Below are 22,556 nucleotides of genomic sequence, written 5' to 3'. Positions count from 1 at the left end.
CTGGGGGTGGGCGGCCTCGACGGCGTCGGCGACCAGGCCCGCCGGCGGGGCTGGTTCGGCTCGGCCAAGGCGGTGCCGTCGCGGCGGTAGACCGTCACCGAGTCCGCCAGCCGCTCCTCGTCGATGACGCGGGCGCCGGCGAGGACACCGGGGAAGGAGCGGTCGGGGTTCTCGATGAACCGGGCTCCGCCCTGTGCCTTGCGGCTTCGCCGATCGCCGTCTCGACCCAGGCCCTGGCGTCGTGATGGGTGTAGAAGCCGGCGGTGGTGTCGTCCGCGCGCAGCAGCTCGGGCCTGCTCGGGCTCGGGCATGTGCGGGATCACTCCTCCGACGGGTGCACGGAGGTCAGTTCACGGGCCGCCTCGCTCAGCGAGGGGAAACAGGCGTGGGCGCGGGCGAGTTCGGCGGGGCTGTGCGTGGAGGCCACGGCGTACACGGTGCAGCCGGCCGCGAGGCCCGCCTCGATGCCCGCGGGCGAGTCCTCGACCACCACGCACCGGGCCGGGTCGACGGCGAGCCGCGCGGCAGCGGTGAGATACCCCTCCGGCGAGGGCTTGCCCTCGGAGACGTCCTCGGCGCAGACCCGCACCTGAGGCACCGGCAGTCCCGTACGGGCGAGGCGGGCCGCCGTGGGGGTCGCGCGGCTGGAGGTGACGACGGCCCACAAGTGCGGTGGCAGGGCGTGCAGCAGAGGGGCGGCGCCGTCGAAGGCCCGGAAGCCGGGCTCCTCGGCGGCCATCAGCCGGTCCAGCACCCGGTGTTCCTCGACGGGGTCGAGATCCGGGGCGACCGTGCGCAGTGTGTCCGTCCGGCGCCTGCCCTGCGTGGCCCGCCAGACGGCCTCGGGGTCCAGGCCGTGCAGCCGCGCCCAGGCCCGCCAGACCCGGCCGTGCGCGTCCGCGGTGTCGATCAGTACGCCGTCCACGTCGAAGAGCACCGGCGTCACCGACCCGACATCGAGATGGTCGCTCCTCAACTGCCCCTCCTTTCCCCGTAGTTGTCAGTTCTTACCGACTGTACGATTCCGACGCTCGCGCCGTGTTGAACGGTTGCGCGGTCTCTCGGCCCGTCCGATCGCCGTGGGCCGCGGCGGCGCGACCCGACGTGCCTTCTTCCCGAACTCCTTCCTGAATTCCTTCCCGAATTCCTTCCCGATCATGGGTTCGAGCGGGCCCGCGGGCTGAGAGACTGCTGCGATGGCTGATCGTTCGTTCAGTGAAGTCCCGCTCGCCGCCCTGTACGACGCCCTCAATCCATGGGGTCCGAGCGACGACTTCTACCTGGACCTGGTGATGTCCGCGCGTTCCGTGCTCGATGTCGGGTGCGGGACGGGGCGGCTGTTGGGGCGGGCCCGGGAGGCCGGGCACCAGGGGCGGCTGTGCGGGCTGGATCCCGCCGCGGCCATGCTGGTGCGGGCGCGGCGCCGGGAAGGCGCCGTCGAGTGGGTGCTCGGGGATCTCGCCTGCGCCCGTTGGCAGCGGGAGTTCGACCTCGTCGTCATGACCGGGCACGCTTTTCAAGTGCTCGTCGGGAACGAGGAGTTGCGCATGTCTCTCGGCTCCGTGCGGGACGCCCTCAGCGACGAAGGGCGGTTCGTCTTCGAGACGCGGAACCCCGCCGCCCACGCCTGGGAGTCCTGGACCCCGGAGCGCGTGCGCGAAGTGACCGACGCGCACGGCGAAGTCGTACGGGTCTGGCACGACGTCGAGTCGCCCGTGCTCGGAGACCGCGTGACGTTCACCGAGACCTTCGACCACCCGGCGTGGCAGCGACCGCGGGTCAGTCGCAGCACCCTGCGGTTCCTGGGCCCCGATGCCTTGTCCGGGTTCCTCGGCGAGGCCGGGCTCGTCGTGCGGGAGCAGTTCGGGGACTGGGGGCGGGGGCCGCTCACCCCCTCCGCCCCCGAAATCGTCACCGTGGCCCAGCGGCAGCTCACCCGATGACCACCACGCGTGCCCACGCGGGCGGCGTGTCCGGTTCGTAGTCGGGGTCGTCCTCGCCGTCCGACGGGTCGTCCCGCCGCCGAGGGAACAGACCCACCACCGTCCGGCACGGTGGTCGCGTCTCCGGCCAGGGTGTCTGGCCGTCGGTCAGGACCACGATGACGTCGGGGCGGGGCCGCGCCCGGAGGGCTTTGGCGAAGCCCGTGCGGAGATCCGTACCCCCGCCGCCCAGCAGGGGGATGCCCTCGGCACGGCACAGCGGGTGCGCGATGCGGGCCGCCGCGTCGCACGGCACCACGGTGATCAGGTCACGGCGGCCGCCCACGGCACGGGAGATCGCGGAGACCTCCAGGAGCGCGCTGCCCAGTTCGGCGTCACTGACCGACCCGGAAGTGTCGATGACGACGGAGACCCGGGGCGGCCTGCGGCGGAGGCTCGGCAGGACGACGCCGGGTACGCCGGCCGAGCGCCGCGACGGCCGGCCGTAGATGTAGTCCTCGCCCGCGCCGGGTCCGGAGGCCGCCGAGCGGACCGCCGCCCCCAGCAACTCCCGCCACGGCTGCGGCGGGTGGAACGCGTCCTCCGCCCACCGCTGCCACGCCTTCGGGGTCTTCCCCGGACGGGCGGTGATGCCCTGCGCCACCCGGAACCGCACGGCGTCCCGCTCCTGCGCGCTGAGGCCGTGCGCGCCGTCCGCTCCGAGGTCCCACTCCCGTTCCAGTCCATCCGCGCCACTGCCGCAGTCCAGCCAGGCGAGGCTCTGCGTATGCGGCCCGAGCCGGAACTGGCGCAGATAGTCCTCCATGAGCTCCCCCGCGGACAGCCCCAAAGACCCCGGCTGGACCGCGCCTTCGGGCCGGACCAGCCCGTCGCCGAACACGTCGTCGTTGATCTCGCAGTCCGCGGCGATGTTCATCCGCAGCCGCTCCGCCGGACCGGTCAGCCCGTGCTGCCGCGCGAACCGGTCGCTGCGCCCGTGGTGGTCGCGCAGCAGGTGCGACACCTCGTGCACCCATACGCCGGCCAGTTCCTCCACCGGCGTCCGGTCCACGAACACCGGCGACACATAGCAGCGCCAGTGCCGGTCGACCGCCATCGTCGGCACCCGCCGCGACTCCACGGTGTGCAGGGCGAACAGGGCCGTCGCCAAGTAGGGCCGGGCGCGGGCGGCTTGAAGCCGGGCGGCGAAGAGTTTGTCGAGGTCCAGGGTCCCCGGTGCACCCGGAGGCATCGGTGCGCGCGGAGTCATTGGTGCGTGCGGAGTCATCGGCACATCCGCAGTCATCGGTGCGTCCTCGGCCATCGGCACATCCGCGGTCATCGGTAGGTCCCCGATCATCGGCCGGCCTTCGCGGCGACGGCGGCGGCGCGGGCCGCCACTCGGTCTGCCGCGTGGTCCGCCCGCCGGGACACGGACACCGCTCCGGCGAGCCGCTCGATCGATGCCGGAACGTCCCAGTCCTCCAGTCGCAGCGAGGCGAGTGTGGTCGCGGGGACGACCACCAGGTCCGGGGCTCCGGTCTCCACCGCCCGGACCAGGAGCGCCCACGCCGCGTCCCAGCGGGACTTCTCCGGGCGCCTCCGGACGGCCGCCACCACCCCGTCGAGCACGGCTTGGCGCAGATCCCCCCGCTCGGGCAGGGCGGCACCGGCCGGGTCGGCGAGCAGTGTCTCGGGGTCCGGGAGGTCCATCCGGTCCAGGCTTGCCAGCAGTTCCAGCCCCGGGCCGTCCCCCACAGTGCCCCTGACCAGCAGGGAAAGCACTTCGCGGGAGGAGCCGGCCGCGGTCGCGAAGGCGATCAGACTCAGGGTCATCTCCCAGCTCCGGGGTGACGGCCAGGGGCCACCCCGGCGCGTCTCACTGCTGGGCAGTTGGTGCACCAGTTTGGGGCGGCCGGTGAGGAGCCCGCACACGGCACGACGAGCGAAGTCCACGGCCTCCGGCAGCCTCGCCGGGTCAAGTCGCGGCAGTGTGGCCCGGGGCCAGGTCCCGCCGAGGCCGCGTACGACGACTTCGTGGTCGTGGGTCCACTGGAGATGGACGAACCGGTTGGCCAGCGGCGGGCTCAGCTCCCAGCCGTCGGCCGCCGAGGACCGCGGATTTGCGGCGGCCACGATCCGGACGCCCGGCGGCAGTCGCAGGGCACCGATCCGCCGCTCCAGCACGAGGCGGAGCAGGGCGGCTTGAACCGCCGGTGGCGCGGTGGACAGCTCGTCCAGGAACAGCAGCCCCCGGCCGGCCCGCACCAGTCGTACGGCCCAGTCCGGCGGGGCCATCGGGACGCCCTGTTCCGCGGGGTCGTCGCCGACGATGGGCAGCCCGGAGAAGTCGGACGGCTCGTGCACACTGGCGATCACCGTGGTCAGCGGAAGGTCCAGCGCCTCGGCGAGCTGTGTCAGGGCCGCGGTCTTGCCGATCCCCGGCTCACCCCACAGAAGCACGGGCAGGTCGGCGGCCACGGCCAGAGTCAGGGCCTCCAGCTGGATGTCGGGGCGCGGTTCTGTGGTGGCGTCACGCAGCAGGGTCAACAGCTCGGCGGCGACGTCGAGTTGGGGGGTGTGGACCTGGTCGAAGGCGGCGTCGGAGGGGGTGTCGGCAGCGACGTACGGGGTGCAAGTGGTCATGTTTCATCACCTTTGGTTTCGTAGTGGGCCAAGTCGGCCCAGGGGACGGCCAAGTGGGCGCGGGGACAAACGTCCCCCGGTCGGCGAGAGCGCGGTCGGCGAGAGCCGGATCAGCGAGAGCCGGGTCAGCGAGGGGACATGTGGCGCGGGTGCGTGCGGTGGCCGGGAGGACGGCTCGTCCCCGGGGTGAGACGGCCGGATCGCGGGCCGGGTCCGACCAGGCCCGCCCTGAACAGTCCGTAGGTGATCCGCCGCAGCGCGGCGGCCTCCAGTTCGTCCCGCAGAGCGCCGCCGCGCAGCACCGCGTCGGGGCCCAGCAGGCCTTCGACGACGGCCAGCGCACCGGCAGTGTCGCCGTGGTGCAGGCGTTCGCGGACACCGGTGAGGCAGTCCGGACGGCGGTGCGCCTCGTCGATGGCCCGCAGGCACGGAAGCGGCGTACCGGTCAGTGCGACCAGCAGTTCCTCGCGGCGGATCTCGTCCGGGTCGTGGTCCAGTGGCGCCAGTACCCCGTCGACCAGGGCGATCCGGTGCTGGGCTCCCCGGCACTCCACAATGCGCGGTTGTCCCGCCCGGTCCGCCCGGTCCGCAGTCCAGGAGGAACCGGCCGGCGAACGATCCGGTACGAGCGCCGAGGCGACCAGCGGGTGCAGCTGACCGGCCTCGATCGCGCCGGTGCGGATCAGTTCCAGGTCGGGCAGCACCCAGGTCGCGGCGTCGGGCAGCACCGGCAGCGCGGAGAAGGTGCCGTCCGTGGGCGCCGCCGCGATCCGCAGGGCGGGCGGCCCGAGGCCGTCCCCGTCCGCGGCCAGGTCCAGGAGCAGCCGGTGCCGGCCCCCGAACCGCACGGCGACGGCACCGGCCGTCCGCCCCTCGGCGCGGAGCAGGATCCCCGCCTCGGCCGCCCATCGGTCGACGGCACAGCTGCGCCCCCGCGGCACCAACCCGAGCGGGTTCGGGTCCGCGGAACGGCCGTCGGCGGGCGGTCGGTCGGCCCCGGAGCGGACCCGCAGCTCATCGGCCCTGCGCGCGTCCCACAAGTGGCGGTGCAGGTCGAGGCGGAACCTCGGGCTGGGATGGGGATGCGGATGCGGATGCCGGTCGATGCCTGCCCCGAAGGCGGATCCGTCGAGGGAGCCGTCCCACAGCGCGAGGCTGATCCGCTGCCCGCCGTCCGCCCAGGCCGGCGGAGTCCGGACCACGAGGTGCACCGGGCACGCACCCTCGCGCCCCGCGGCGTCGTACTCGTAGTCGTACCGAGCCAGAGCGATGGTCAGCCCGGGCCGCAGCAGCCCGTCAGGAGCGATCCTCGGCATGTGCCAGCGCAGCAGGTCGGGAGCCAAGTGGCGCAGATCGGCCCGGACTTGGGCCGTGAGGTCGTGGCCATGAGTGCGCGCCACGGAACGCAGGTTGAAATCGACGTCGATGCCTGCGGCGGCACACGCCCCCGCCCAGTCACCGGCAGAGCGGCGGGCGGTCGCAGTCTCGATCATGGACGGCGGCACGGCGAACTCTCGCACGCGCGGCCAGAAGGAAAGGCGCCAGTAGGAAAGGGAGGAGTCCCCGTACGCGGTCTGAGTGAGCATCAGCACTCACCTTGCGTGGACGGGGCCCCCAATCTCTGAACAGAGGGAGTCATCATCGCGGGGAGCATAGCCTCCCTGACCGCGATCTGTCAGGTGCGTTCGGTGGCAGTGCCACCCAGGACCCGGCTTCGGCGGGACGCTGATGCCGGGTCCAGGTGGTGCCCTAAACGGGTCCGACGAAGTCCGGTGCGGTACGGCAGCGCCCTGAAGGGGCGCGGGGCTGTGTCGACATGCGGCTCCGCCGCGATGGGGGTCCCCCCGCTCGAGCGAAGCCGAGAGTGGGGGAGCGACCAGCCACGACGGGCCCGCGGACGACGCACCGGATTTCCAGCGGAGCGCTTAGTCGTCGTTGCCCTCCAGCGCCGCCAGCGCCGGGTCCAGCACGATGTCCTCGGCCCGCGCCTCGATCGTCGGGTCCTCGGGGAAGTGACAGGCCGTCAAATGCCCCTCGGCGTTGCCCGACAGCCGGATCAGTGGCGGTTCCTCCTGCGCGCACTTGTCCTGCGCCTTCCAGCAGCGCGTACGGAAGCGGCAGCCGGAGGGCGGCGAGATCGGGGACGGCACGTCGCCCTGGAGGCGGATGCGTTCCTTCTTCTCGGCGTCGATGTCCGCGTCGGGAACGGCCGACATCAGCGCGTGGGTGTAGGGGTGGCGCGGTCCGGTGTACAGCGACGTACGGTCGGCGATCTCCACGATCTTGCCGAGGTACATGACCGCCACGCGCTGCGAGAAGTGGCGGACGATGGCGAGGTCGTGGGCGATGAAGACGAACGCGATGCCCATCTCCCGCTGGACCTCCTGGAGCAGGTTGACCACCTGCGCCTGGATGGAGACGTCGAGCGCGGAGACCGGTTCGTCCGCCACGATCAGCTTCGGCGAGAGCGCCAATGCCCGTGCCACACCGATGCGTTGACGCTGACCGCCGGAGAACTCGTGCGGGAAGCGGTTGTAGTGCTCGGGGTTGAGGCCGACCGTCTCCAGGAGTTCGCGTACGCGGGCCTCGCGGCCGCCGGGCGGATTGACGCCGTTGATCTCCATCGGGGAGGAGATGATGGTGCCGACCGTCTGGCGGGGGTTCAGCGAGGCGTACGGGTCCTGGAAGATCATCTGGATCTCGGAGCGGATCGGGGCCAGCTGGCGCCGGGTGGAGCGGCTGATGTCCTTGCCCTGGTACGAGATCGTGCCCTGCGTGGGCTCCAGGAGACGGGTCAGCAGCCGTCCCGTCGTGGACTTGCCGCAGCCCGACTCGCCGACCAGGCCCAGGCTTTCACCGGGGAAGACGTCGAAGGAGACGCCGTCCACGGCCTGCACGTCACCGATTGTGCGGCGGATCGGGAAGCCTCCCTTCACCGGGAAGTACTTCTTCAGGTCGCGCACCCGCATCAGCGGTTCGGCCGGGTCCGCGTCCCGCTGCCCGGGGATCACGTCGGCCGCGACCGCGGTCTTCTCGTCGCTCACAGCGTCGCTCACAGTCAGTCCCCTCAGCCCAGCCTGGGCCGAATCGTTTCGGTGAAGATGCGGCTCTTCTGGTCCGGCGTGAGATGGCAGGCGGCGCCGCGCCCCACCGGCAGTTCGGGCCGGATGTCCACACACCGGTCGGAGCCCTCGACCTCGCTCCGGAAGGCGCACCGCGGATGGAACGGGCATCCCGAGGGAGGGTTCAGCAGCGACGGGGGTGTGCCCGGAATGGGGGTCAGCGGCTCGTCCACGTCCGCCGACAGGCGCGGCATGGAGGCCAGCAGGCCCCAGGTGTACGGGTGTTGCGGACTCTTGAGCACCTCGCGGACCGTGCCGCGCTCCACCGCCCGGCCCGCGTACATCACGAGCAGGTCGTCCGCCATGTTGGCGACCACACCGAGGTCATGGGTGATCATGATGATCGCGGAGCCGAACTCCTGCTGGAGGTCCTTCAGCAGGTCCAGGATCTGCGCCTGGACGGTGACGTCGAGGGCCGTCGTCGGCTCGTCGGCGATCAGCAGGTCCGGGTTGCAGACCAGGGACATCGCGATCATCGCGCGCTGACGCATACCGCCGGAGAACTGGTGGGGATAGTCGTCCACGCGCTGTTGGGGGTGCGGGATGCCGACCTTCCCCAGCATCTCGATGGCCCGGTCCCGCGCCTCCTTCTTGGACGCCCCGGTGTGCTTGCGGAACGGCTCGCCGATCTGCCGGCCCACGGTGTGGTACGGCGACAGCGCGGTCAGCGCGTCCTGGAAGATCATCGCCATCTTGTTGCCGCGCAGCCGCTCCAGCTCGGTCTCGGTGGCGGTGATGAGTTCCTTGCCGTCGAGGACGATCTCGCCCTCGATCGTGGTGTTCAGCGGGGAGTGCAGGCCCAGGATGGTCAGGTTGGTGACGGACTTCCCGGACCCGGACTCGCCGACGATGCCGAGTGTCGTACCGCGTTCCAGGTCGAAGGAGAGCCCGTCGACCGCCTTGACGACGCCGTCCTCCGTGGAGAACCGCACCTGAAGGTCGCGGACCGAGAGGAACGCGTCGGAGCCGGCCGGCGCCGCGCCGTCCTCGGGCTTGGTGAGTGTGGTCACTGAGAGGTCTCCTCAAGCACTAGGACAGCCGCACACGCGGGTCGATCACGGCGTACAGGGCATCCACGATCACGTTGAGCAGCAGGATGAACGCGGCGCTGAAGAGCATCACGCCCATGAGTTTCGGCAGGTCCTTGCCGACGACCGAGTCCACGGCGAGCCGGCCGATGCCCGCGAGGCCGAAGGTGAACTCGGTGACGACGGCGCCGCCGAGCAGCGCGGAGAGGTCCATGCCGAGGATGGTGAGGATCGGGATCAGCGAGCCGCGCCAGGCGTACCGGAAGAAGACGTATCTGCCGGTCATGCCCTTCGCGCGGGCCGCGCGCACATGTTCCTCCTGGAGCTGCTCGATCATCGTCGAGCGCGCCATGCGCGTGTAGTTGGCGGTGAAGATCACGGACATGACGACCCAGGGGATCAGCAGTCCCATGAACCACTGCGCCGGATTCTCCGTGAACGGCACGTACTTGGGCTTGTCCAGCCAGCCGGTGCTGTAGACGAAGATGCCGAGCATGATCGGGCCGAGGAAGTAGATCTGGAACGAGCTCAGCACCAGCGAGATGGAGCTGAAGACCTTGTCGAGCCAGGTTCCCCGGTAGCGGGCGGCGATCATGCCGGTGCCGAGGCCGACGATGAGGAAGACGATCAGGCCGCCGATGGTGAGGGACAGCGTCAGCGGGAAGCGGTCCATGATCGTGTCCCAGACCATCTGCTGGTCACGGAAGGAGACACCGAAGCAGGGGGCCGGGCAGTGGCCCACGGCGAAGTCCCGTCCGACGAAGATGCCGGAGAGGAACTTCCAGTACTGCACCGGGATCGACTCGTCGAGCCCCAGGTTCTTGTGGATGATCGCCAGCGCGTCCGGTGTGCAGTTCTTGCCGCACGCGAGGGTGGCCGGGTCCTGGGGGATCGCGTAGTACATGAAGAACGTGAAGGCGCTGATCAGCAGGAGGATGAGCATCGCGCCGAACGTCCGGCGAAGGATGAATCGAAGCATGGCGGAACGCTGCTCTCAGGACGGCGGCCAGGGACAGGAGCGCCCGGGGCGCACTCGCTGGAGTGCGCCCCGGGAGGGTGGTCAGCTCTTGAGGAAGACCCGGGTCGGGTCGGTGTAGCTCGTCACCGTGGAGTAGCGCAGGCCGCCCACGTTGGTGCCGGCGATCTGGAACACCTTGGTGTAGTAGATCGGCGACGCCGGGTTGACCTTCTCGCTGATGTACTGGTTGAGCGCGGTCCAGGCCTTGGTGGCCTCGGCGGTGTCCGTGATCTTCTGGATGCGGACGATCTCCGAGTTCACGTGGTCGTCGTTGATGTGCGAGTAGTTCGACGCGCCGTCCTGGATCTGCGTGCCGTCGTACAGCGGCGGGAAGACGGTGGAGGCGGAGGACCAGTCCTGGCCCCAGCCGGTCATGTAGATGTCGAAGCCGTTGTCGACCTTGCCGATCTGCTCGTACCAGGTGGCGGCGTCGACTTCCTTCTTCTGGACGTCGAGACCGATCTTGCCGAGGGCGTTCTCGACGAGCACGGCCTGCTGCTGGCGGACCGGGATGTTGGCGTAGGCGTAGACGATCTTCTTGCCCTTGGCGCCGGCTTCCTCGATCAGCTTCTTGGCCTTGGCGATGTCACCGTTGGGGTGCTTGGCCCGGCCGAACGGGTCGTAGTCCTTCTGGTAGCCCGGAGTGGTGGGCGACATCAGGCTGTTGGCGACCTCACCGCCATACGCGCCACCGTCCGCCTTGTACACCGCGGTGGACGGCATGGCGTAGGTGATCGCGTCGCGGATCTTCTTGTCCTTGAGGCGGTCCATGTTGAAGTTCATCTGCCACACGTACGGGGCGTAGCCCTGGATCGTGCGCTTCATCGCCGCCGGGTCGGAGACCACCTTCTGCACCTGGGTGGTGGCGACCTGACCGGTCATCATGATGGCGTTCTTGGCGTCGCCGCGGTCGGCGAGGATCGTCTTGGTCTGGTCCTCGTCGTCGTGGTTGATGTCGATGTTGAAGCCGTCGACGTACTGGTGACGCATGGCGTCCGTCTTCGCGTCCCAGTTGGTGTTCTTGACCAGCTTGACGCTCTTGCCGGCCTTGAACTCCGAGACCTTGTACGGGCCGATGGCGACGGGCTTGGTGTCGTACTTGGCCTTGGTGTCCGTCTTCTCGGGGACGACGGAGTAGCCGGCCATGGCCAGCGCCTGCGGCAGGTCGGGCTGCGCGGCCGAGAAGTGGAAGACGACCGTCTTGTCGTCCGGGGTCGCGAGGACGGTGTCCGGCAGGTGCTTGCCCTTGAACGGACCCGTGTAGGCCTTGCGGTACGTGGTGCCGGCACCGGACAGCCACTGCTGGATGTAGGACGGACCGTCGGTGATGAACGGGTCGTAGAGCCGCTCGAAGGTGTGCCGGATGTCGTTCGCGTCGATCACATGACCGGTCTCGTCCTTCACGCCGTCCTTCAGCGTGTACGTCCACGTCTTGCCGCCGTCCGACATCTTGCCGGCGTCGGTCGCGAGGTCACCGATCACGGTGAGGCCGCCCTTGGCGTCCTCCTTGTACGTGGTCAGGCCGCGGAAGATGAGCTTGGAGAGCAGGCCGGCGTCGCTGACGTAGATCTGGCCCGGGTCGAGGTGCGAGAAGTCGTCCTCCTCGTACACCTGTACCGTGCCGCCGGGCTTGGCGCCCGTGACCTCTTCGGCAGGCCCCGTCGAGTCCGCCGCGGTGCCGATCTTGACCGCGGCGGACTGGGCCGCGGCCTCCTTCTTGTCCTTGCTCTTGTTCGTGGAGTTGCCGTTGTCACTGCTGCTGCAGCCTGCCAGCGCGAGGGCGCCGGCCGCGACCGCGACGACGGCGGTCCGCGCTCTGCGGGAACTGAGGATGCTCATGGAGTCGAGTCCACCTGCCTGTGAGTTGTGATCAGTGATCCACTGGTGCTGCTTGGCAGTGCACGGCCGGTCGTCGCCGGCTCCCGGGTGGCAGCGACACCCCCCGTACTCGGAGTCAGCGGCCCGTCTTGGGATCGAAGGCGTCCCGGACCGAGTCACCGAGGAGGTTGAACGCCACGACGAAGACGACCATGGCGACACCCGGGAAGAACATGTAGACCGGGTCCTGTTCGTAGATGTCCGACCCGATGGCGAACATCCGGCCCCAGTCGGGGGTCGGTTCGGTGTAGCCGACACCGACGAAGGAGAGAAACGCGACCGACAGAATGGTGCTGGGCAGCATGTACGTGCCCTGCACCAGGATCGGTGTGACGAGGTTGGGCAGCAGTTCCTTGCGGATGATCCGCCACGGCGAGGCGCCCGCGACCTTCGCGGCCTCCACGAACTCCCGCTCGCGCAGCGAGAGCGTGACCGCCCGGATGAGCCGGGCGAGGCCCATCCAGCCGAGGAACCACAGGACTCCGATGATCGCGAGCGCGTGGATGTAGGTGGGCGTCTCCTCGTCAGGAGCGACGAACGCCACGGTGATCACCGGCATCGCCGCGATCATGAACAGCTGCTGCGGGAAGGCGAGCAGGAAGTCCGTGAGCCGGCCGAGCCAGTAGTCGACCTTGCCGCCGAAGTAGCCGCCGACCAGCCCGATCAGCACCCCCATGAAGACCATCGCGATCGTCGCCGCGAGCGCCGTGTACAGCGAGGTGCGCATGCCGTACAGGAGCTGCATGAACACATCGCGCCCCAGGGTGGGTTCGATCCCGAACCAGTACTCCGAGGTGATGCCGCCGTTGGGACCCGACGGCATGTTGAAGTCGTTCAGGAGCAGCGGGTTGTCCTGCCCGTAGAGCGTGTACGGGTTCTTGCCGTACAGCTTCGAGATCAGCGGAGCGAGGGCGGCGATCAGGAAGAAGAAGATCACGATGTACGCGGAGACGACACCGCTGCGGTCGCGCTTGAACCGGCGCCACATCAGCTGGCCGGGCGATCGGCCCTCCAGCAGCTCCGGCTCGGCGGAACGCTTCTGCTTCGTCTGCTCGTCGACCTCGGTGGAGGCTTCCGCGCCCTCGATCTCGATCGGACTCGTCATGGTTCGTCCATTTCATGGGTACGCCGATTCCGCGGCCGCCACAGGGTGTGGGCGGCCACGTTCGGACCATGCGGATCAGGAGAGACGTATGCCTAGCGGTCGCTGTGCGCCAGGGCGCGGCGTGCGACAACTCGCAGGTGAACACGCGTAGTTGGCATCTGGTGCCTCCTCATGACTCAACCGGTGCACGGACAGGAGGGGCCTCTGATTGACCTCCGACACCCCTGACGGAGGGTCAAACACCCCACTGTGCTCGTGAGTCGGCGCTGTCCCCACAGCGCATGACCCATTGACCCGAGCGTTACGCGGCTAACTATCTGACATGAGCCAGATACCGACCACTGCCTTTAGGTCTCGGTTCCATCACAGCTCACGCGTACATCTTCCAAAATCTGGACAAAATGATCTGAGGGAGAAGCCCGCGAAACGGACGTGTTACATGCGTATCGGGCGGGAGGTTCCGCATTTCGGACACGAGGTGCGGAGAAAACGGGTTGAAAAAAGCCCGGGTGCCCCCATCAATGGGGGCACCCGGGCTCAGCCGGCCGATTGCTCAGCCGTTACTGCACAGTCGATCAGCCGTGCTTGGCGCGGCTGGCGGTGCGACCGCGCTCCTTCTGGTCGAGGACGACCTTGCGGATGCGAACGGCCTCCGGGGTCACCTCGACGCACTCGTCGTCGCGGCAGAACTCGAGCGACTGCTCCAGGGAGAGCTTGCGCGGCGGGACGATCGCCTCGAACGAGTCGGCGGCGGCGGACCGCATGTTGGTGAGCTTCTTCTCCTTGGTGATGTTCACGTCCATGTCGTCGGCGCGGGAGTTCTCGCCGACGATCATGCCCTCGTACACCTCGGTGCCGGGGTCGGTGAACAGCACGCCGCGCTCCTGGAGGTTCGTCATCGCGAACGCGGTGACGGCGCCCGCGCGGTCGGCGACCAGCGAACCGTTGTTACGGGTCGTCAGCGTGCCGAACCACGGCTCGTGGCCCTCGTGGATGGAGTGGGCGATGCCCGTTCCGCGCGTACCGGTCAGGAACTCGGTCCGGAAGCCGATGAGGCCGCGGGAGGGAACGACGAACTCCAGGCGGACCCAGCCCGAGCCGTGGTTGGACATGTTGTCCATGCGGCCCTTGCGGACGCCCATGAGCTGCGTGACCGCGCCCATGTGCTCCTCGGGCACGTCGATCGTCATGCGCTCGACCGGCTCATGGGTCTTGCCGTCGATCTGCTGCGTGACGACCTGCGGCTTGCCGATCGTCAGCTCGAAGCCCTCGCGGCGCATCTGCTCGACCAGGATGGCGAGCGCGAGCTCACCACGGCCCTGGACCTCCCAGGCGTCCGGGCGCTCGGTGTCGAGCACACGCAGGGAGACGTTACCGACCAGCTCGCGGTCGAGGCGGTCCTTGACCTGGCGGGCGGTGACCTTGCGGTCCTTGTCCTTGACCGCGGCCTTGGCGTCCGCGCCCTTGCCCGTGCCACCACGGCCGACCAGCGGCGAGGTGTTCGTACCGATCGTCATCGAGATCGCCGGCTCGTCGACCGTGATCAGCGGCAGCGCGATCGGGTTCTCGGGGTCGGCCAGAGTCTCGCCGATCATGATGTCCGGGATACCGGCGACGGCGCAGATGTCACCGGGGCCGGCCACCTCGGCGGGCTTGCGGGTGAGCGCCTCGGTCATCAGCAGCTCGGTGATGCGCACGTTGGACATCGTGCCGTCGCGCTTGATCCACGTGACGGTCTGGCCCTTGCGCAGCTCGCCCTGCTCGACGCGGAGCAGCGCGATACGGCCGAGGAAGTTGTCGGCGTCCAGGTTCGTCACGTGGGCCTGGAGCGGCACGGACTCGTCGTACGACGGGGCCGGGACGGACTCCAGGATCGTGGTGAAGAACGGCTCCAGGCTGTCGCTGTCGGCCGGGACGGTGCCGTCCTCCGGCTTGGTCAGCGAGGCCACGCCGTCACGCGCACACGCGTAGACGATCGGGAACTCGATCTGCTCCTCGTCGGCGTCGAGGTCGAGGAAGAGGTCGTACGCCTCGTTCACGACCTCGTCGATGCGCGAGTCCGGGCGGTCCGTCTTGTTGATGCACAGGATGACGGGCAGGCGGGCCTGCAGCGCCTTGCGCAGCACGAAGCGGGTCTGGGGCAGCGGGCCCTCGGAGGCGTCGACGAGGAGGACGACCGCGTCCACCATCGACAGACCGCGCTCGACCTCGCCGCCGAAGTCGGCGTGGCCGGGGGTGTCGATGATGTTGATGGTGACGACGTCGCCGCCAGCCTTGGGGTGGTACTTCACGGCCGTGTTCTTGGCCAGGATCGTGATGCCCTTCTCACGCTCCAGGTCGTTGCTGTCCATCATGCGGTCGTCGAGCGACTCGGCGGCGTGCGCGGCGAAGGCACCGGCCTGCTTGAGCATGGCATCGACCAGGGTGGTCTTGCCATGGTCGACGTGGGCGACGATGGCGACGTTGCGGATGTCGTGGCGCGTGGCCATATTGAGGCGCTTCTCCCGGAGTGAGTGGACGGCCTCCGCAGCGCGGGGCCTGCCGGGCTGAACACGCCACGGCCTTACCCCATGGTACGTGGCCGCTGCCGCTGTGGCTCGACGGGGCGGAATGGGGGCGGACCGGGGCGGTTCTCACAGTGCGGGCAGTGGGGGCTGAGCGCGCAGTTCCCCGCGCCCCTGAAGGGGCGCGGCCCCTTCAGGGGGCGCTCGGGGCCGCCGACGGGTTCGCGTCCTTCTTCAGGAAGCCCATGTCCTCGTAGATCGGGGTCTGGAAGCCGAAGGCGCCGGTGTTGGCGAGGTTGGTGCGGGCGGCGGTGAGCTGGGGGCGCTGGTAGAGGGGGATCGAGCCGGCGGCGGCCCAGATCCGGGCGTCGGCCTTGCGGACGAGGGCGCGCTCCTCGTCCTCGTCGAGCGTGGAAATAGCCTGGTCGAAGAGCTGGTCGACCTGGTCGGTGCCGACGCGGGTGTAGTTCTGCTCGACGCTCAGGGAGCCGTCGGCGGCCGGCACCGGCTTGGCGAAGATCGGGCGGGCGTCGGTGGCCGGGAAGGCGGAGGCGGGCCACGAGTACAGCGCCAGGTCGTACTGGCCCGAGGCGATGTGGTCCTTGAAGTAGCTGTCGTCCGAAACCTTGTTCAGTTCTGTACGGATGCCGATGCGCTGGAGCATCTGCGCGATGCGGTCGGCGACGGCGCGCAGCGGCTCCGCGCCGGTGCCGGAGGGCAGGACGAAGCGGAGCGTCAGGGGCTTGCCGTCCTTGGCGAGCGCATTGGCCGCGGCGCCCGCCGGAGCGGCCGTGCCCTTGGGCGCGTACGCCCCCGGTGCCCCGCCCTGGCGGGAGTACTGCTTCCCGTCGAGGTGCTTGCCGGCCTGCTCGTCCGCGTGCTGCCCGGAGTGCTTCTTCCTGTGCTGCCCGGTGTGGTCCTTGGGGTCCTTCTTCTTCTCCCGGTCGGCCTCGCCGGGCTTGTTGTCCTCGCCGACGATGTACTGCCCGTCCTTGCCGGTGCCGTCCCCGGAGTCCGCCTTGCTGCCCGGGGAGCCGGCCGCCTTGCCCCGGGACCCGGCCGCCTTGTCCGGCTTCTGCTCCGTGACCGGCCCGCCGGGCACCCATCCGGCGTCGGTGAGCAGCGCCTGGGCCTCGGCGGTGTCCTGGCCGCCGAGGGCGCCGCTGTTGTCGGCGTACGCCTGCTGGCCGGAGAGGGCGAGGTGGCTGCCGACCGGCACGGCGGGCAGGCCCAGCGGCTTGAGGACCACCTGGGCGAGCTCCTGGCGGTCGAGGGCGCGGGCCACGGCGCGGCGGACGCGTTCGTCGGCGAGCGGGCCCTCGGAGCCGTTGAGGGCGAGCTGGGTGTAGACGGGTTCGAGGGACTTGCGGACCACGAAACCGCTCAGGGCCGACTGCTGGCCCGCGTACTTCGCGATGGCCTTGCGCCGCTTCTTGCGGGCCTGGGTCTCCTCGTCGGAGGCGTTCTCGTCGGAGCCGTACGCGCGGGCCCAGGAGCGCAGCGCCTTTGCGGGTGTGATCGTCGCGCCGGGGCCCTGGAGGGGGGTGCTGCCCTTGTCCTGGCCGGCGAGCGTGATCCGCTCGGCCTCGGAGGGGGCGATGTCGGCCAGGTCCAGTCTGCCGGCGGCGAGCGCGGTGGTCCGCTCGGCGCGGGGGACGGCGACCAGGTCGATCTCGGCGAGCTTGGTGGGGCGGCCCCACCAGCGCGGGTTGCGGGTGAGGCGGACCTCGCCGTCCTTGCGGTTCACCTTCTTCAGCGCGAAGGGTCCCGCGGTGACCTTCAGTTTCCTTCGCGCCCCGTCGTTGAAGGTGTCCGGGGTGCCCATGACGTCCTTCGGGTACAGCGGCGAGAACAGCGACTTCCAGTCGGCGTAGGGCCGGCTGAAGGTGACGCGGACCTCCAGGTTGTTCTTCCCGCGCTCGATCTTCTCGATGCGGTCGTAGCCGGCGTTGCGGGCCGTCCAGTAGGCGCTGTCCTTGCCGGACAGGGCGCGCCACTGGGCGGCGAAGTCGGCGGCGCCGATCTCGCGTCCGTCGCTCCAGACCGCCTGCTGGTTGAGCTTGTACAGCACGACCTGCCTGGGCTCGGTCTCGACGACCTTCGCGGACTCCAGGTAGTCGGGGTTGATCTGCGGTCGCCCGTTCCGGTCGAGCCGGTACATCGCCGGCAGTACGGCGCCGACGACCCGCGAGGTCGCGGAGTCGGCGTCGGCCTGGAACGTGTTCAGGGTCTCCGGCACGGCGTCCACGGCCCAGTGCAGGGTGCCGCCGTCGGCGACCAGGTCGCGGGAGGCGGGCGCGATGTCCTGCCCGGCGACGGGCTGGCCCGCCGCGTCCTCCGAGCTGCACGCGCTGAGGGCGGGTACCGCGAGCGCGCCAGCGGTGAGGAACGCGACCGAGCGCATCACCGCGCGCAGTCCGACGCCGTCGTGGGACATCACTGCAACCTCCGGGACGAGCCGCTCCGTGGGTGAACAGGGGTTCTGATCACATTTGGCGGTATATTTGCGGATATATGGAGCTGATCAGATCTACGGACCCACTGAAGAGGAAAGGGTTCGCCTGTCAGTGGCGACACGCGAGGAGTGAGGGCAAGCCCACCCGTGCGGCGCAACGCCGGCCGGCTCGCTTCGGCCCGTCCGACGTCTGAGGACACGGCCGTTGAGGCCGAATCCGGGGTCCGGGGGCGCAATCCCCAGGGGCCGGCGCCCCCAGCGCACGCCCGCCAATTGGTGCACGTCCCTTCACACCGGCAGGTGTGACGCGCAACACTCGCAGGCGCATGAACGTTGCCACCCAGGGGCCCGACGGCCCGCGGAAGTGAGGTCACGTCATGTCCGTGCAAGACGACCTGATGTCAGTGCAGCGCTGCCTCGACGACCTGAACCGGTCAGTGGGCCGCCTGGAACAGGAGATCGGCAGCGGCGGGCTCGAGATGCGCCGCGTCCGTACCGACGCCGACCATCTGCGCGAGAGCGTCGCGCTGCTGCGTGAGACGGCCCCCGGTGCCACCTCGCCACAGCGCCCCGACCTCGTGCGCATCCCCGACACCCCGTACGACGACGCCTTGTGGACGGACTCGGACGACGAGGGTCTCGGCGCCCGCGACCGGCACGCCCCCTGACCCGACCCCGACCGGAGCTCTCCCTTGGCCACTGGTACGGAACCCCATCTGAACAGCGGCGGTGTACACACCGGTACGCGCGCCGCGATCGCCTCCCCGCATCTGCGGACCGACCGGTGGTGGCTGGCCCCCGCCGCCACCGCCGCCGGTCTGCTGGCGTTCGTCATCTACTCGACGTGGCGGGCGTTCGCCGACGCGCACTACTACGCCGCACCGTATGTCTCGCCGTTCTACTCGCCCTGTCTGGCGGAGCGGTGCGGGACGATGCACGCCGGCCCCAACGCCGATCTCTTCGGCAGCTGGTGGGCCATCTCCCCGGCGGTCATCATCCTGATCTTCCCGCTCGGCTTCCGCCTGACCTGCTACTACTACCGCAAGGCCTACTACCGCGGCTTCTGGATGTCACCCCCGGCCTGCGCGGTGCCTGAGCCGCACAAGAAGTACTCCGGCGAGACCCGCTTCCCGCTGATCCTGCAGAACATCCACCGGTACTTCTTCTACGCGGCCATCGTCGTCGCGGGGATCCTCACGTACGACACGGTGCTCTCCTTCCGCGACGAGCACTACCGCTGGGGCCACATGGGCCTGGGCACCCTGGTGTTCCTGGTCAACATCACGCTGATCTGGGCGTACACCCTCTCCTGCCACTCCTGCCGGCACATCGTCGGCGGGAAACTGAAGCACTTCTCCAAGCATCCGGTGCGCTACCGGATGTGGCAGTGGGTCGGGAAGCTGAATGCCCATCACATGCTGCTCGCCTGGGCGTCGTTGGTGAGTGTGGCACTCGCCGACTTCTACGTGTATCTGGTCGCGTCCGGCGCCTTCGACGATCCGCGCTTCTTCTAGATGAGTGGGGCCTTTTGATGTCCGTGGTCGACCGGCAGGAGTGGGACGTCGTCGTGGTCGGTGCCGGGGGCGCCGGACTGCGCGCCGCCATCGAGGCGCGCGAACGGGGCGCCCGTACGGCCGTGATCTGCAAGTCGCTGTTCGGCAAGGCGCACACGGTGATGGCCGAGGGCGGCATCGCCGCGGCGATGGCCAACGTCAACTCCCACGACAACTGGCAGGTCCACTTCCGCGACACCATGCGCGGCGGGAAGTTCCTCAACCAGTGGCGGATGGCCGAGCTGCACGCCCAGGAAGCCCCCGACCGCGTATGGGAGCTGGAGACCTGGGGTGCCCTCTTCGACCGTACGAAGGACGGGCGGATCTCACAGCGCAACTTCGGCGGACACGAGTATCCGCGGCTCGCGCACGTCGGCGACCGGACCGGGCTAGAACTGATCCGGACCCTCCAGCAGAAGATCGTGTCGCTCCAGCAGGAGGACATGAAGGAGACCGGTGACTACGAGAGCCGGCTCAAGGTGTTCCAGGAGTGCACCGTCACCCGGGTCCTGAAGGACGGCAGTCGCGTCTCCGGGGTGTTCTGCTACGAGCGCGAGTCCGGCCGTTTCTTCACCCTCGAAGCACCCTCCGTCGTGATCTCCACGGGCGGTATCGGCAAGTCCTTCAAGGTGACGTCGAACTCGTGGGAGTACACGGGCGACGGGCACGCCCTCGCGCTGCTGGCCGGAGCTCCGCTGCTGAACATGGAGTTCGTGCAGTTCCACCCGACGGGCATGGTCTGGCCGCCGTCGGTGAAGGGCATCCTCGTCACCGAGTCGGTGCGCGGCGACGGCGGAGTGCTCAGGAACTCCGACGGCAAGCGGTTCATGTTCGATTACATCCCGGACGTCTTCAAGGAGAAGTACGCGCAGTCCGAGGAGGAGGGCGACCGCTGGTACGAAGACCCGGACCACAACCGCCGCCCCCCTGAACTGCTGCCCCGCGACGAGGTGGCCAGGGCCATCAACTCCGAGGTGAAGGCGGGCCGCGGCTCCCCGCACGGCGGCGTCTTCCTGGACGTCTCCACCCGTATGCCGGCCGAGGTGATCCGGCGCCGGCTGCCGTCCATGTACCACCAGTTCAAGGAGCTGGCGGACGTCGACATCACGGCGGAGGCCATGGAGGTCGGCCCCACCTGCCACTACGTCATGGGCGGTATCGCGGTCGAGTCGGACACGGCGGCGGCACGCGGCGTCCCCGGGCTCTTCGCGGCCGGCGAGGTCGCAGGCGGCATGCACGGCTCCAACCGGCTCGGCGGCAACTCCCTCTCCGACCTGCTGGTCTTCGGGCGGCGGGCGGGGCTGCACGCGGCGGAGTACGCGGCCGGGCTCGGCGGGGCCCGCCCCGCCGTGGACGACATCCAGGTCGACACGGCCGCCGCGGAGGCGCTGCGGCCCTTCTCGGCCGAGGGACCCGAACCGGGCCAGGAGAACGGGCGCCCGCCCGAGAACCCGTACACCCTCCACCAGGAACTCCAGCAGGCGATGAACGACCTGGTCGGCATCATCCGCCGCGAGGCGGAGATGGAGCAGGCGCTGGAGAAGCTCGCGGACCTGCGGCTCCGGGCGCGCCGGGCGGGCGTGGAGGGCCACCGGCAGTTCAACCCCGGCTGGCATCTCGCCCTCGACCTGCGGAACATGCTGCTGGTCAGCGAGTGCGTGGCGCGGGCGGCCCTGGAGCGTACGGAGTCCCGTGGCGGCCACACCCGCGAGGACCACCCGGCGATGGAGCGGTCCTGGCGCCGGATCAACCTGCTGTGCCAACTGACCGACCCGACGGGCGGGTTGGCGGCCACCGACCCCGTGGCGGGCCAGATCGACCTCGTACGCGAGACCACCGAACCCATTCGCCCCGACCTGCTCGCCCTCTTCGAGAAGGAGGAGCTGGTCAAGTACCTCGCCGAAGAGGAGCTGTACGAGTGAGCAGCTATGAGGCCCGCTTCAAGGTGTGGCGCGGGGACATCAAGGGCGGCGGCCTGAAGGACTTCGCGGTGGAGGTGAACGACGGTGAGGTGGTGCTGGACATCATCCACCGGCTCCAGGCGACCCAGGCCCCCGACCTGGCCGTGCGCTGGAACTGCAAGGCGGGCAAGTGCGGTTCGTGTTCGGCGGAGATCAACGGGCGGCCGCGGCTGATGTGCATGACACGGATGTCGGTGTTCACGCGGGAGGAGACGATCACCGTCACACCGCTGCGCGCCTTCCCCGTCGTACGCGATCTCGTCACGGACGTGGGCTTCAACTACGCCAAGGCGAGGGAGGTACCCGCCTTCGTCCCCCCTGCCGACCTGGGTCCCGGCGAGTACCGAATGCGGCAGGAGGACGTGGACCGGTCGCAGGAGTTCCGCAAGTGCATCGAGTGCTTCCTGTGCCAGGACACCTGCCATGTCGTCCGCGACCACGAGGAGAACAAACCGGCGTTCGCCGGGCCGCGCTTCCTCATGCGGGTCGCCGAGCTGGACATGCATCCGCTGGACGCGGCGGCGGAGTCGGGCCTGGACCGCAAGCGCACCGCGCAGGACGAACACGGCCTCGGCTACTGCAACATCACCAAGTGCTGCACGGAGGTCTGCCCCGAAGGCATCAAGATCACGGACAACGCCCTGATTCCCTTGAAGGAAAGGGCGGTCGACCGCAAGTACGACCCGCTGGTGTGGCTGGGGTCGAAGATCAGGCGGCGGGACCGGGAGTCGTAGCGGGGCCGGAGCGGCGGCGGTCGCGCATCGCGCGCTGCCGCATGACGACGCTGGTGATGATCCCGGCACCGCACGCGAGCGAGGCGGCGAACTGGACGGGGCCGGGACCGAACAGGGCCAGGGCCAGCGGCTGCAGCCCGAGGGACGCCGTCACCACCAGCGTCGCCCGGCCCCACAGCCGCGCTCTGACGACCCGGCCGCGCGCCCGCCTCGGCAGCCAGCCGGTGCGTACGGCGGCGATCCCGGCGGCGGCGCCCAGCCCCAGGAGCACGCCCGCGGCGAGGCCCAGCGCCAGGTGCCAGTCCGGGTTCATCGGCTTGCGGGACCTACGGGACGGCCGGGGCGCTGCCCGGCCACCTGAAGCACCGTGCCCACGAGGAAAAGGGCCAGCCCGGTCATCGCGTAGGGCGTCATGTCGGCGTCGGGCCCGCGGAACGGCCCGAGGAACATGAACAGGGACATGCCGACGGCCGACAGCACCGAGCCGTAGCCCCACACCTTGGCCCGCAGCACGCGGCGGCGGGCCCACGGCGGCAACCAGCCGGTCGCGATCGCGGCGATCCCGAACCCCGCGAGGGCCGTCACGGCCAGCACGGCGAACCCCACCAGATACCAGTGCATCTGTCCCCC

The 22,556-nt window shown here is 69.7% G+C and carries 18 protein-coding genes; 5 read left to right on the top strand and 13 right to left on the bottom strand.

Annotation, left to right across the window (positions count from 1 at the left end):
- Window positions 1-319: 319 nt before the first annotated feature.
- A complete protein-coding gene (locus OG975_RS31075; RefSeq protein WP_406332664.1) occupies window positions 320-976 on the bottom strand; it encodes an HAD family hydrolase in 657 nt (218 codons plus the stop codon).
- A gap of 220 nt (window positions 977-1,196) precedes the next feature.
- On the opposite strand from OG975_RS31075, the gene OG975_RS31070 reads away from it, so the two are divergent.
- Window positions 1,197-1,943 (top strand): class I SAM-dependent DNA methyltransferase, encoded by a 747-nt coding sequence (locus OG975_RS31070; RefSeq protein ID WP_406332663.1) that lies wholly within the window; start codon window positions 1,197-1,199, stop codon window positions 1,941-1,943.
- On the opposite strand, the gene OG975_RS31065 is transcribed toward OG975_RS31070, so the two are convergent.
- The 10 genes from OG975_RS31065 to OG975_RS31020 form a co-directional block, all read right to left on the bottom strand.
- Window positions 1,933-3,210 (bottom strand): DUF2201 family putative metallopeptidase, encoded by a 1,278-nt coding sequence (locus OG975_RS31065; RefSeq protein ID WP_406336545.1) that lies wholly within the window; start codon window positions 3,208-3,210, stop codon window positions 1,933-1,935. The genes OG975_RS31070 and OG975_RS31065 overlap by 11 nt on opposite strands.
- A 68-nt stretch (window positions 3,211-3,278) precedes the next feature.
- Entirely contained in the window at window positions 3,279-4,568 is a 1,290-nt protein-coding gene (locus tag OG975_RS31060) for an AAA family ATPase (RefSeq protein ID WP_406332662.1), read from the bottom strand.
- A 125-nt stretch (window positions 4,569-4,693) separates the two neighbouring features.
- Window positions 4,694-6,154 carry a hypothetical protein gene (locus OG975_RS31055; RefSeq protein ID WP_406332661.1) on the bottom strand — a complete coding sequence of 487 codons (1,461 nt, stop codon included), beginning with the start codon at window positions 6,152-6,154 and terminating at the stop codon, window positions 4,694-4,696.
- A gap of 339 nt (window positions 6,155-6,493) precedes the next feature.
- Entirely contained in the window at window positions 6,494-7,579 is a 1,086-nt protein-coding gene (locus tag OG975_RS31050; RefSeq protein WP_406336543.1) for an ABC transporter ATP-binding protein, read from the bottom strand.
- A 56-nt stretch (window positions 7,580-7,635) separates the two neighbouring features.
- Window positions 7,636-8,700 (bottom strand): ABC transporter ATP-binding protein, encoded by a 1,065-nt coding sequence (locus tag OG975_RS31045; protein WP_327431483.1) that lies wholly within the window; start codon window positions 8,698-8,700, stop codon window positions 7,636-7,638.
- A 19-nt stretch (window positions 8,701-8,719) separates the two neighbouring features.
- A complete protein-coding gene (locus tag OG975_RS31040) occupies window positions 8,720-9,697 on the bottom strand; it encodes an ABC transporter permease (protein WP_406332660.1) in 978 nt (325 codons plus the stop codon).
- Between the two features lie 81 nt (window positions 9,698-9,778).
- Window positions 9,779-11,575 carry an ABC transporter substrate-binding protein gene (locus OG975_RS31035; protein WP_406332659.1) on the bottom strand — a complete coding sequence of 599 codons (1,797 nt, stop codon included), beginning with the start codon at window positions 11,573-11,575 and terminating at the stop codon, window positions 9,779-9,781.
- 115 nt (window positions 11,576-11,690) lie between these two features.
- On the bottom strand, window positions 11,691-12,719 hold the full coding sequence (locus tag OG975_RS31030; RefSeq protein WP_369261795.1) for an ABC transporter permease: 1,029 nt from the start codon (window positions 12,717-12,719) through the stop codon (window positions 11,691-11,693).
- 575 nt (window positions 12,720-13,294) lie between these two features.
- A complete protein-coding gene (gene typA, locus OG975_RS31025) occupies window positions 13,295-15,208 on the bottom strand; it encodes a translational GTPase TypA (protein WP_406332658.1) in 1,914 nt (637 codons plus the stop codon).
- Window positions 15,209-15,416: 208 nt separating this feature from the next.
- Window positions 15,417-17,660 (bottom strand): ABC transporter family substrate-binding protein, encoded by a 2,244-nt coding sequence (locus OG975_RS31020; RefSeq protein WP_406332657.1) that lies wholly within the window; start codon window positions 17,658-17,660, stop codon window positions 15,417-15,419.
- 395 nt (window positions 17,661-18,055) lie between these two features.
- Here OG975_RS31020 and OG975_RS31015 point away from each other — a divergent pair, with 395 nt between their 5' ends.
- Genes OG975_RS31015 through OG975_RS31000 form a run of 4 tightly spaced genes read left to right on the top strand, consistent with a single transcriptional unit; the run spans window position 18,056 to window position 21,926 of the window.
- Window positions 18,056-18,346, top strand: a complete 291-nt coding sequence (locus OG975_RS31015; RefSeq protein WP_406332656.1) for a hypothetical protein — start codon at window positions 18,056-18,058, stop codon at window positions 18,344-18,346.
- A gap of 24 nt (window positions 18,347-18,370) precedes the next feature.
- Window positions 18,371-19,192 carry a hypothetical protein gene (locus OG975_RS31010; protein ID WP_406332655.1) on the top strand — a complete coding sequence of 274 codons (822 nt, stop codon included), beginning with the start codon at window positions 18,371-18,373 and terminating at the stop codon, window positions 19,190-19,192.
- 17 nt (window positions 19,193-19,209) lie between these two features.
- Window positions 19,210-21,153, top strand: coding sequence for a fumarate reductase/succinate dehydrogenase flavoprotein subunit (locus OG975_RS31005; protein ID WP_406332654.1), 1,944 nt, complete (start codon window positions 19,210-19,212; stop codon window positions 21,151-21,153).
- Window positions 21,150-21,926 carry a succinate dehydrogenase/fumarate reductase iron-sulfur subunit gene (locus tag OG975_RS31000; RefSeq protein ID WP_406332653.1) on the top strand — a complete coding sequence of 259 codons (777 nt, stop codon included), beginning with the start codon at window positions 21,150-21,152 and terminating at the stop codon, window positions 21,924-21,926. The genes OG975_RS31005 and OG975_RS31000 overlap by 4 nt, the downstream gene beginning before the upstream one ends.
- Here the strand turns inward: OG975_RS31000 and OG975_RS30995 are convergent.
- Complete coding sequence (locus OG975_RS30995) at window positions 21,901-22,239, bottom strand: hypothetical protein (RefSeq protein ID WP_406332652.1); 339 nt, start codon at window positions 22,237-22,239, stop codon at window positions 21,901-21,903. The genes OG975_RS31000 and OG975_RS30995 overlap by 26 nt on opposite strands.
- A complete protein-coding gene (locus OG975_RS30990) occupies window positions 22,236-22,547 on the bottom strand; it encodes a hypothetical protein (protein WP_406332651.1) in 312 nt (103 codons plus the stop codon). Before OG975_RS30990 ends, OG975_RS30995 begins: the two co-directional genes overlap by 4 nt.
- Window positions 22,548-22,556 lie beyond the last annotated feature (9 nt).

It is taken from the genome of Streptomyces sp. NBC_00203 (assembly GCF_045206325.1).
Classification (GTDB): domain Bacteria; phylum Actinomycetota; class Actinomycetes; order Streptomycetales; family Streptomycetaceae; genus Streptomyces; species Streptomyces lutosisoli.
Note: the sequence above shows the minus strand (reverse complement) of the source record. Positions and strands in the feature narration are given on the sequence as shown.

Coding starts and splice junctions, on each gene's coding strand:
- OG975_RS31070 (WP_406332663.1), top strand. CDS start 1,197: ATGGCTGATCGTTCGTTCAGTGAAGTCCCGCTCGCCGCCCTGTACGAC.
- OG975_RS31015 (WP_406332656.1), top strand. CDS start 18,056: ATGTCCGTGCAAGACGACCTGATGTCAGTGCAGCGCTGCCTCGACGAC.
- OG975_RS31040 (WP_406332660.1), bottom strand. CDS start 9,697: ATGCTTCGATTCATCCTTCGCCGGACGTTCGGCGCGATGCTCATCCTC.
- typA (WP_406332658.1), bottom strand. CDS start 15,208: ATGGCCACGCGCCACGACATCCGCAACGTCGCCATCGTCGCCCACGTC.
- OG975_RS30995 (WP_406332652.1), bottom strand. CDS start 22,239: ATGAACCCGGACTGGCACCTGGCGCTGGGCCTCGCCGCGGGCGTGCTC.
- OG975_RS31005 (WP_406332654.1), top strand. CDS start 19,210: ATGTCCGTGGTCGACCGGCAGGAGTGGGACGTCGTCGTGGTCGGTGCC.
- OG975_RS31065 (WP_406336545.1), bottom strand. CDS start 3,210: ATGACTCCGCACGCACCAATGACTCCGCGCGCACCGATGCCTCCGGGT.
- OG975_RS30990 (WP_406332651.1), bottom strand. CDS start 22,547: ATGCACTGGTATCTGGTGGGGTTCGCCGTGCTGGCCGTGACGGCCCTC.
- OG975_RS31055 (WP_406332661.1), bottom strand. CDS start 6,154: ATGCTCACTCAGACCGCGTACGGGGACTCCTCCCTTTCCTACTGGCGC.
- OG975_RS31030 (WP_369261795.1), bottom strand. CDS start 12,719: ATGACGAGTCCGATCGAGATCGAGGGCGCGGAAGCCTCCACCGAGGTC.
- OG975_RS31035 (WP_406332659.1), bottom strand. CDS start 11,575: ATGAGCATCCTCAGTTCCCGCAGAGCGCGGACCGCCGTCGTCGCGGTC.
- OG975_RS31060 (WP_406332662.1), bottom strand. CDS start 4,568: ATGACCACTTGCACCCCGTACGTCGCTGCCGACACCCCCTCCGACGCC.
- OG975_RS31020 (WP_406332657.1), bottom strand. CDS start 17,660: ATGTCCCACGACGGCGTCGGACTGCGCGCGGTGATGCGCTCGGTCGCG.